This window comes from Azospirillum sp. OGB3, from assembly GCF_014192915.1.
Classification (GTDB): domain Bacteria; phylum Pseudomonadota; class Alphaproteobacteria; order Azospirillales; family Azospirillaceae; genus Azospirillum.
The window spans coordinates 1-9,196 of the sequence record NZ_JACHYN010000046.1 but is presented as its reverse complement, the minus strand read 5'-3'; the positions used below and the strand labels follow the sequence as shown (position 1 = coordinate 9,196).

At 66.8% G+C, this 9,196-nt stretch carries 8 protein-coding genes; 3 read left to right on the top strand and 5 right to left on the bottom strand.

The features are described 5' to 3' along the window. Positions 1-453 precede the first annotated feature (453 nt). Both FHW79_RS31905 and FHW79_RS31900 read right to left on the bottom strand, forming a co-directional pair. On the bottom strand, positions 454-1,338 hold the full coding sequence (locus FHW79_RS31905; protein WP_183182630.1) for a lipid kinase: 885 nt from the start codon (positions 1,336-1,338) through the stop codon (positions 454-456). Continuing rightward, positions 1,335-2,012 carry an HAD family hydrolase gene (locus FHW79_RS31900; protein ID WP_183182629.1) on the bottom strand — a complete coding sequence of 226 codons (678 nt, stop codon included), beginning with the start codon at positions 2,010-2,012 and terminating at the stop codon, positions 1,335-1,337. The genes FHW79_RS31905 and FHW79_RS31900 overlap by 4 nt, the downstream gene beginning before the upstream one ends. A gap of 204 nt (positions 2,013-2,216) precedes the next feature. On the opposite strand from FHW79_RS31900, the gene FHW79_RS31895 reads away from it, so the two are divergent. The 3 genes from FHW79_RS31895 (at position 2,217) to FHW79_RS31885 (ending at position 5,728) form a co-directional block, all read left to right on the top strand. Further along, positions 2,217-3,341 (top strand): AI-2E family transporter, encoded by a 1,125-nt coding sequence (locus tag FHW79_RS31895; RefSeq protein ID WP_183182628.1) that lies wholly within the window; start codon positions 2,217-2,219, stop codon positions 3,339-3,341. Positions 3,342-3,667: 326 nt separating this feature from the next. Next, positions 3,668-4,282, top strand: a complete 615-nt coding sequence (locus FHW79_RS31890) for a DUF2076 domain-containing protein (RefSeq protein WP_183182627.1) — start codon at positions 3,668-3,670, stop codon at positions 4,280-4,282. Positions 4,283-4,669: 387 nt separating this feature from the next. Further along, on the top strand, positions 4,670-5,728 hold the full coding sequence (locus tag FHW79_RS31885; RefSeq protein ID WP_183182626.1) for a Glu/Leu/Phe/Val dehydrogenase: 1,059 nt from the start codon (positions 4,670-4,672) through the stop codon (positions 5,726-5,728). Positions 5,729-5,735: 7 nt separating this feature from the next. On the opposite strand, the gene FHW79_RS31880 is transcribed toward FHW79_RS31885, so the two are convergent. From FHW79_RS31880 to FHW79_RS31870, 3 genes are all read right to left on the bottom strand, one after another. After that, entirely contained in the window at positions 5,736-6,218 is a 483-nt protein-coding gene (locus FHW79_RS31880; RefSeq protein WP_348984341.1) for a MarC family protein, read from the bottom strand. A gap of 118 nt (positions 6,219-6,336) precedes the next feature. Then, positions 6,337-6,993 (bottom strand): gamma-mobile-trio protein GmtX, encoded by a 657-nt coding sequence (gene gmtX / locus FHW79_RS31875; protein ID WP_183182625.1) that lies wholly within the window; start codon positions 6,991-6,993, stop codon positions 6,337-6,339. A gap of 14 nt (positions 6,994-7,007) precedes the next feature. Then, the gene (locus tag FHW79_RS31870; RefSeq protein WP_282184057.1) at positions 7,008-9,128 is read right to left on the bottom strand and encodes a VPA1269 family protein; all 2,121 of its coding nucleotides are present in this window, start codon (positions 9,126-9,128) and stop codon (positions 7,008-7,010) included. Positions 9,129-9,196: the final 68 nt, after the last annotated feature.

The window sequence follows — 9,196 nt, the reverse complement described above, 5'->3', positions numbered from 1 at the left end:
AGATGTCCATCTGGGTGATGGCTTGGCGCAGCGCCTGGTAGGCCTTGGCCTTGAAGCTCATCCCCTGATCCAGGGGTGCGACCGAGAAACTCATCGTCTGCATGGCTGTTCCCGTCCCTGACTCTTCTTTCCCCTTCACGTTGGAAGGGCCCCCGGCTGAAGGGGTTTGGGCCGCGGTTTCGTTGCCCCGGAGAAGGGAAGCGGCTTGGATTGGTGATACGGTATACCAGATACCACTAGCCCGCAAGCGATTATGTTCGCTCAGCGAACTGTTTCACGAACGCACTGGGAGCGTGGGGAGAATGTCGCGCAGGGGTTGTGGGGCGGGCGTGGCGTTTTCCCCCACCCCGGCCCTCCCCCGCTGGGCGGGGGAGGGAGCCTTAGGCGAAGCGGCGTCCATCCCCTCCCCTGCGAGAGCGGGGGAGGGTTAGGGAGGGGGCAACGGCCCACGCCTCACCGCGGCGGCGCGATGACCGCGACCGCGCCCGGCCGCACGCGGAAGCGCGCCGGGGTGTGGGTGGTGATGTCGCCGTCGGTGTTGACCGGGCGGCGATGGCGGGTGGTGATCTCCACCTCCTGCCCGTACCAGGCGTGGACGTTCTTCCAGTGCCCGTGCCGGCCGCGCCGGAAGTCCGGGTACAGCAGGGGCCACTCCCACCAGCCGCGCAGGTCGATGCTGTAGACGTCCAGCTGCCCGTCGTCGGGGGCGGCGTTCTCCTGCACGGTCATGCCACCGCCGTAATGACGCCCGTTGCCGACGCCGATCTGCACCGACTTGACGCGGTGCCGCGCCCCGTTGATGCGGATCTCGGCGCGGAAGGGCGCCATGCGCCGCGCCACGCGGAAGGCCGCCACGGCGTAGCCGAAGACGCCCCAGCGCCGCTTCATCTCGCGCGTCAGTTCGCGGGCCAGTTCGACGCTGAGGCCGATGCTGGCGACGTTGAAGAAGGCCACGCCGTTGACCTCGCCCAGGTCGATCCGGCGAATCGGGCCGCTGACCGCCAGCTTCGCCGCCTCCCGCACATCCAGCGGGATGCCCAGCGTGCGCGCCAGATCGTTCGCCGTGCCCATCGGCAGGATGGCGAGCGGCAGGCCGGTGTCGGCCAGCGCCGGGGCGGCGGCGTTCAGCGTGCCGTCGCCACCCCCGATGATGACCATGTCCACCGAGTCGGCATGGTCGCGGATTGCCTCGGCGATGTCCTCCCGCTCGCGGCATTCGGCGCGGATCAGGGCGACTCCCGCTTTCGCGGCCTCCTCCCGGATGTCGTCGAGCGCGCGCCGCCCCTGGCGGGCCTTCCCGTTGACGATCAGCAGCGCGCGGCGTCGGTCGGCGCTCAGCGTCGGCCTCCCACCTCGTCGAGATGCTCCAGCAGGCTCGCCGGGTCCTCGTAGACGCGGAAGGCGCCGGCCCGCTCCAGCTCGTCCTGCCCATAGCCGCCGGACAGCAGGCCGATGCTGAGCGCGCGGGCGCGGCGCGCCGCCAGGATGTCCCACACGCTGTCGCCGACCACGATGGCCGTTTCGATGGCGACGCCGAGCCGCTCCGCCGCGGCCAGGAACAGGTCGGGGTCGGGCTTGGCGTATTTCACCTGATCGCGCGTCACCACCGGCACCGTGTCCGAATCGACTCCCAGCGCCTCCAGGCCGGAGCGCGCCGTCTCGATCCGCCCGCTGGTGGCGATGGCCCAGGGGATGCCCGCCCCGGTCAGGTGGGACAGCAGCTCCTGCGCGCCGGGCAGCGGGCGGACACGCCCGGCCAGCCCGCGGAACGCCTCGGCGTGGCGGCGGCGCAGCCGTTCCAGAAGCTCCGGGCTGATGGCGAGGCCGGTCTCGCGCAGAAGCATGTTGGCGAACAGACCGCCGCTCATGCCGATCTTGCGGTGGATGCGCCAGACCGACAGCTCGATCCCCTCATGGTCCAGCGCCTCCTGCCAAGCCAGCACATGCTGGTAGACGCTGTCGATCAGCGTGCCGTCGAGGTCGAACAGGAAAGCCGTGTTGATGCGGTCCATGGCGTGAGTCCCCAAGGCTGAATCCCGCTCCGGCGGAGCCGGCCCCAGTGAGTTGGTGGCAGCTCCGCTGCGCCGCAACGTCCCTCCGGTGGCAATTCTGCGCTCCCGCCGGGACCGGGGCGTTGCGGAACTTCGCGGCCGGTTTCGCGTCAAGCTTATGCTGCCCGACCGGCAGCGCGGCGCAACAGCGGGGAGTGGACGGCCTTGGCACAGCGGGAGGACGCGGACGGGAATCGGCGCTGGTCCATCGACCGGCTCGCGCTCGGCCTCTGGCTGCTCGGCCTGCTGGCCGCCCTGGCCGTCCTGTGGGGCCTCGGCGCCGCCTCGCCGGTGCTCATCCCGCTGGCCGGGGCTTTCTTCGTGGCGGTCGCCGTGGCGCCGGTCGGGCGCTGGGTGCGCGACCGGGTGCCGCCGCGGCTGGCCCTGCTCGGCCCGCTGGCCGCGATGCTGACGGTGCTGCTGGTGCTCGCCGTCTTCGCCGGAGGCCTGTGGTTCATCGGCCAGCGCGTGGCCGGCGAGGTACCACGCCACGCCGACGAGCTGCAACGCCTGTGGGGGCAGGCGAACGGCTGGATCGAGGGGCTGCGCGAGCGGTTTCTCGGCGACTCCGGCAGCGACGGGGGCAGCGACGGGGGCGGAGGCGGGGCGGAGGCGTTGTCCGGCCTCGTCGCGTCGGTGCTGACGGCGGCCCGGGAAGCCGTCTCGACGCTGGTCATCGTGCTGTTCCTCGCCCTGCTGATGCTGGTCGAGGCGCCGGTCTGGCGCGAGAAGATCGTGAAGACGCTGGGGCCGGAGCGCTGCGCCACCACCGTCACCGCGGTCACCGCCATCGCCCAGCAGTTCCGCCGCTTCCTGCTGGTCAGCACGACGCTGGGGCTGATCACCGGGGCGCTCTACATCGGCTGGCTGTCGCTGTTCGGGATCGACTTCCTGTTCCTGTGGGGCTTCCTGGCCTTCCTGCTGAACTACATCCCGGTGATCGGGTCGGTGGGAGCGGCCACGCTGCCCGTGCTGATGGCGCTGGCCCAGAGCGGCTCGTCCACCGCCCTGATGGTCGCCGGCGGCCTGCTGGTGATCGAGCAGGTGATGGGCAACTTTATCGGGCCGCGGCTGGAGGGCAAGCAGCTTGCCATCTCGCCCCTGGTGATCGTCAGTTCGCTGCTGCTGTGGAGCTGGCTGTGGGGGGCCGCCGGGACCGTGCTGGCGGTGCCGATGACCGTCCTGATCGCCATCGCGCTCAGCCACATCGACGCGCTGCGCCCCTTCGCCTTCGTGCTCAGCGACAAGAGCGACCGCCGCCGCTTCGAGGCGCGCACCCGGCCGGAGTAACGCAGCGCTGTATTTCCATTATTTTTCCGGCGCCCCCCTCTCTTGACAGGTTTCCTGGCCCTCCCCACGTCTCCGGGACCTGTGATCCGGGCCCCTCTGGCGACTTAGACGTGGTCGCGATGTCGGATCTCTTCACCTGCTCTTGCGCCGACGGGCGTGACCGCACTTGGAGGGACTGAATGCTCCCATGGACCCGCGATCCCCAGACCTCTCCCACACCCTCCACACCTTTCCGGCCCTCTCCGGACGCCGCCGCCCACCCAATGGACGACGCGCCGGGACGCGCCCGGACCATCCCTCAAACCACCGAGAGCACGAGCACCGCCATGGACCAGACCGAACGCCAGATCATTGACGACCTCTTCGCCAAGCTGCGTCAGGCCGAGGCCCAGTCCGGCCCGCGCGACCCGCAGGCCGAAGCCCACATCCGCGACACCATCGCCCGCCAGCCGGGCGCGCCCTACCTGATGGCGCAGGCCATCGTCATGCTGGAGCAGGCGCTGGCCGCCTCGCAGAACCAGAACCAGGAGCTGGAGCGCCAGCTTCAGGAGCGTCCGGCCGCGGCCGCCGGCGGCGGCGGCATCTTCGGCGGCCTGTTCGGCGGCGGCGGCGCCAAGCCCGCCCCGGCCCCGCAGCAGCGCCCCGGCAACTCCCCTTGGGGCCAGGCGCCCGGCGCCGCCCCGGCCTACGGCGACCCGCGCGTCGCCGCCTATGCCCAGCAGCCGCAGCGCGCTGGCGGCGGCTTCATGGCCGGCGCCATGCAGACCGCCATGGGCGTGGCCGGCGGCATGCTGATCGGCAGCGCGCTGTCCAGCGCCTTCTCCGGCGGTGGTGAGGCCATCGCCCAGGAGGCCCAGGGCGCCGTCGATCAGGTGGCCGAGGAGATTCCCAGCGAAGAGGATTCGTGGGGCGGCTTCGGCGGGGACGAGGAGGAATTCTGATCCCCGCGGGGACCGGCCGGGCGGCCTCCTCCCACCGCCCGGCCCGTCCCCGGCCTCCCTCCCCGTCTCGAGGGCAGACCGGAAATGATCGTTCGCGGCCCTGTCCGCGACATTTTTCCGATTCCGGACCGCCCCGGCGCTCATCTCCTTGCTTTTTGCAGGCCGACAAACCGTTCGCCTTGCCAGCAATTTCATGCGCATCTAGTTTCCTTCAAGAGAACGCTCCGTCGCTCCCCCGCCCGATCAAGACAGGGTGAAGCACAGGGCAAGGAAAAGCGGACACGCCGAACCATCGCACGGCGCGCGGAACCCTGTCGCGCGCGACGCCCGAGCTTTGCGTCACGGTGACCTCCGCTTTTTCAAAAAGAAAAAGATCAGGAGGAAACCGTGCCGCTGTTCGACCATCCCGATTTCGACGACCATGAGCAGGTGGTCTTCTGCTCCGACGCCGCGTCCGGCCTGCGCGCCATCGTCGCCGTCCACGACACCGCGCTCGGCCCGGCGCTGGGCGGCTGCCGCATGTGGCCCTACGCCAGCGACGAGGAGGCCCTGCGCGACGCGCTGCGCCTGTCGCGCGGCATGACCTACAAGTCGGCCCTGGCCGGCCTGCCGCTGGGCGGAGGCAAGTCGGTCATCATCGGCAACCCGCGCACCGACAAGAGCGAGGCGCTGCTGCGCGCCATGGGGCGCCACGTCGAGCGGCTGGGCGGACGCTACATCGTCGCCGAGGATTCCGGCACCGGGGTGCCCGACATCAAGACCATGGCGCTGGAAACCGCCCATGTCTCCGGTGTGGTCGAGAAGGCAACCGCGAGCGGCGGCACGCGCAGCGGCGACCCTTCCCCCTCAACCGCCTACGGCGTCTTCGTCGGGCTCCGCGCGGCGGTGCTCCACCGCCTGCACCGCACAGACCTGGAAGGGTTGACCGTCGCCATCCAGGGTGTGGGCAGCGTCGGCGGGCATCTCGCGCGCTATCTGGCCGAGGCCGGGGCGCGGCTGTGGGTCGCCGACATCGACGAGGCGCAGGCCCGCCGCGTGGCCGACCGCGTCGGCGCCACGCCGGTGCCCGCCGACGCCGTCTTCGATCTGGAGGTGGACGTCTTCGCCCCCTGCGCGCTGGGCGCCGTCCTCAACGACGGCACGATCCCGCGGCTGACCTGCCCGGTCGTCGCCGGGGCGGCCAACAACCAGCTCGCCGAGGCCCGGCACGGGCAGGCGCTGGCCGACCGCGGCATCCTCTACGCCCCCGATTACGTCATCAACGCCGGCGGGGTGATCGACGTCTATCACGAACGCGCCGGCTACGACCACGGCCGCGTGATGAGCCACATCGAGCGGATCGCCGACACGCTGACGGAGATCTTCGCCCGCGCCGACATGGAGCGCAAGCCGACCGCCGCCGTCGCCGACCGCATGGCCCGCCAGCGCGTGGGGCGCGCCCGCTGAATCAGGCTCAACGCCCCGAGGCCAGCACGGGGAAGGCGTCCAGAATGCCGGTCAGCAGGATCTGGACGCCGACGCAGAACAGCAGGAAGGCGAACAGCCGTGTCAGCACGCGGGCGCGGGTGTGGCCGAGCAGCGCCACCAGCCGGTCGGCGGAGCGGTAGGACAGCCAGATCAGCAGCGCGATGGCCAGTGCCGCCGCCGACACCCCGACGAAGAATTCGGTGAGCCCCTCGCTGCCCCGGGGGCGGGTGGCGCCCAGCGCGATGGCGACGGAGATGGTGCCGGGGCCGGTTGTGAAGGGGATGGTCAGGGGGAAGAAGGCCGACTCCCCGACATCAGAGTCCCCGGCCTCTTCCGCCGGGGCGGCCTGCTCCTGCTTGCGGGCCTCGTGCGCTTCCGGCGCGCTCAGCAGCGCCCAGGCGCGCTCCGCCACGACGAAGCCGCCGGCGATCCGCAGCGCCGCCAGTGAGATGCCGAAGAAATTCAGCACGTCGTGATCTACCCCCGGAATCATAACAATCCGCCGTCTGCCTCGCGTTGAAATGGTAAGCATACTCGTCCGATATACTGTTGCCATGCACCAACCGCACACAAGCTGGCGGGGCAGGCTACGGCTTGTCGTGGTTGTCTATGAGTGCAATGAGGGCGGAAAGGGCAGGAACGAAGGCGACGGGTGTCACCCGGTTTCCATCAGCATCGTAGATCGCCCCATTTGCCTCAATGTGCCAATGATTGTCATCGAGCCAATCGGCAGAAAGAAATTTGCGCAAGGGAACGAAGTCGATGTCCCTGAAGGACGGACTTGCGGGTGGAAATAGTTCGATGGCGCCTTCTGCTGAGGGGGCGATGGCTGGTTCACGCAGATGCTTGAACGCTTCTTTGAGTCGGTTGATTTCGTCCCGTTGCTTTCGGTTCTCGGCCACCATTATGCGCAGGCGGGTGCGGACATCGAGGTCAGGAATGGCATCGACAGCTTCGTCGAGGGGTGAGCGCGCCTGACGGCCGCGTGATGACAGTGCATCGTCACCATCGACCGCGAACGCGGCAATGAGGTTCCGGAAATCAGCACCAGAAGTGTTGCGAATGGATTGGGTCTTGAGAACGCGAGCGTCTTCGCATGCCTTTCCAACAACCGCAACAGAGAACGACTTCACTCCCTTCGCACGAAGCTCAAGAAGCACGTTCCACAATGCTTCAACAGTTTTCCTTTTTCGCTCGTTCGAGCGAGAAAGGATGTCTTCTTTGATGGCAATGGCCTGCTGCATGGGATGCTCTGATGTTATGCGGATGCCAAAGTGTCAGACACGACCGAAGGGGCTGCAATCGCCAATCGCAGCGATGCTCCTTCCACGGAGCGTAGACTGAGGCGGGACGATATCTCCGCGGCGAGATCGGCCGAGAAGATGCCAAGACGCTCCAGGGAGTGGATGGTCTCCTGGCCGTCGATGAGGCGGAGGGTGTTCTGGCGGCCGATCCTAGACATCAAATGCTTGGTTAGTTCATTGCCCACGTAAAGGGCGGTGTCCTCATCCATATCCAAGAAGGCTGGCTGAAGGCCGTTTCGGCGAAGCATCTGATTGTAGCGGTTGATGCGAAGGCGATTGGCGTCCCTGGGAACGATGGACGGATAGAACACGCTCGACTGGCAAACTCGATCTGCCAGCTCGAAGTCCGTGCTTTCCTCAATGACAGAGAGAACTGTCTCGATGTCTCCGGCAATGAGACTCCGCCCATCGCCATCGGCGCCACGCTCGTGCGCGATGATCTCCTTGATCTGAGCGTCAAGGGCTCCGAGGTTCGCCATTTCGAGGCCAAGCTGGTCCAGGCGGCGCGTCACATCTTCCAGGTCGGCGCTTGATCTGGCCCACTCCCTTTGCGCTGTGAACGGTTCTCCGGCCCGTTCGGCAGCGCGCCGTTGGGCGTCAAGTTCCTCAAATCGTGTCTCGACCTTCTCACGGTGCGACGACAGATCGGACGCCTGGAAAGAGCGTGCGTTGAACTCGGCCTGGACGCCAAACAGGAAAGGCGGGCCGGAGATTACGAAACGGCATCCGGCGCAGTTCCGGCGCAAACCGGGAACCGGCCCGTAGACAGGAGGGTCGCGGTCGCCAACGGGGGCTCCGCCAAGGAGACAAGCCGATCCGCCTGCGGCACACACACCAATCGGGAGGTCGAGTAGGCCATTCCCGGAACCTTCGGCGAAAGCAGCCAAGCCAGCACCATCGTTGTAGGCGACGGTCGCGCTCAGACTGATAAGGCTTTGGCTCCGTTGATGGTTGATCCACTGTTGCTGTTCGCGATTGAGAAGTTCGGCGCTGGCTTCCGTCATCGCGGCCTGGATGTACTCAATGCCCAGCTTGGTGTAGTAGAGTGTCATGACGACGGTCGAGTGCCCGACGATCTTCATGAGGACTTCGGCTGAGACTTTCCCTGTTTCGTAGTAGGCCGTAATGAGTGAAACGCGCAGGGAGTGGAGATCGTACCGAAGGCGAGTCGGCCGTCCGGCCTGATCTCTGTCGTAAAAGAGTTCATAGGGATTGCCGTCGAGTGTGGTTACACCGGCTGCTTTCAGACGGCAGTCCAGCTCATCCACCAGCTTCAGCCAGAGCTTCTGAACCTTGGGTGAGGTGATCGGATCGTAGGGATTTTCGGCTGTAGGATCGCGGAAGAGAAAGCAGGAGCGCAGACCCTCGACTTCGACCTCAGTCTTTTTCTGGCGCACCTCTTCAACCGAGGACCAGTCCGTAGGCTCGGGAAGAGGATTGTTCGCACTCTGCCAGTCTCGGCGGGCGCACAGCTTTTCAATGACGTCTTCTGGCGCGTAGGGGCAATCGTACCCGCGCTGCCAACCTTCTTTGCCGATGTCTGCTGTTTTGTTCGTGTTGATGCGAAGGATCGGCAACCTGTCGGTCTTGCCGTTGACCCCAATCATTTGGACAACGCCCTTCTGGACAGGTTCCCGTGCTGTGCCAGACGCAAGAGGCCCGTTGTTCTTGATCCAGCCGTGCTTGAGATCAAAGATGAAGGTGTCCGCTTCCCCTGAATCGACGAAACGCACTTGGTGCGTCCTGAATGGCATGCGGAGTTTCACATAAAGTGCGGTGGAGCGAACGGGAGACCAGACATCCTCCCACTCGCCTGTGCTGGGATTTTTCCGGTGAATCCAGTCCCCTCCGACCGCCTTGGCTTCGCCAGCCTTGCGAGCCCACTCCCAATCGTTTTCAGTGAGAATTTCGATGAGCCAACGAATCAGTCGAGTTGGGATTGCTTCGCGAATGGACTCCGGTCGCGAACCAGGAACGCTGGCGCGTTTCAAAGGATTGCGTAGGCCCGGAAGCCGGACCTTGGCTCCGTCCTCGTCCTCCTCTGCGAACCTAGCATTACAGTTGCGATGGGACAGCCCTCCGTCTGTTGAACAGGCTTTGGGAGGTCGCCATGTCCGGTGTCGCGGTCGAGGACCTGCTGGGG

Coding starts and splice junctions, on each gene's coding strand:
- FHW79_RS31900 (WP_183182629.1), bottom strand. CDS start 2,012: ATGGACCGCATCAACACGGCTTTCCTGTTCGACCTCGACGGCACGCTG.
- FHW79_RS31890 (WP_183182627.1), top strand. CDS start 3,668: ATGGACCAGACCGAACGCCAGATCATTGACGACCTCTTCGCCAAGCTG.
- gmtX (WP_183182625.1), bottom strand. CDS start 6,993: ATGCAGCAGGCCATTGCCATCAAAGAAGACATCCTTTCTCGCTCGAAC.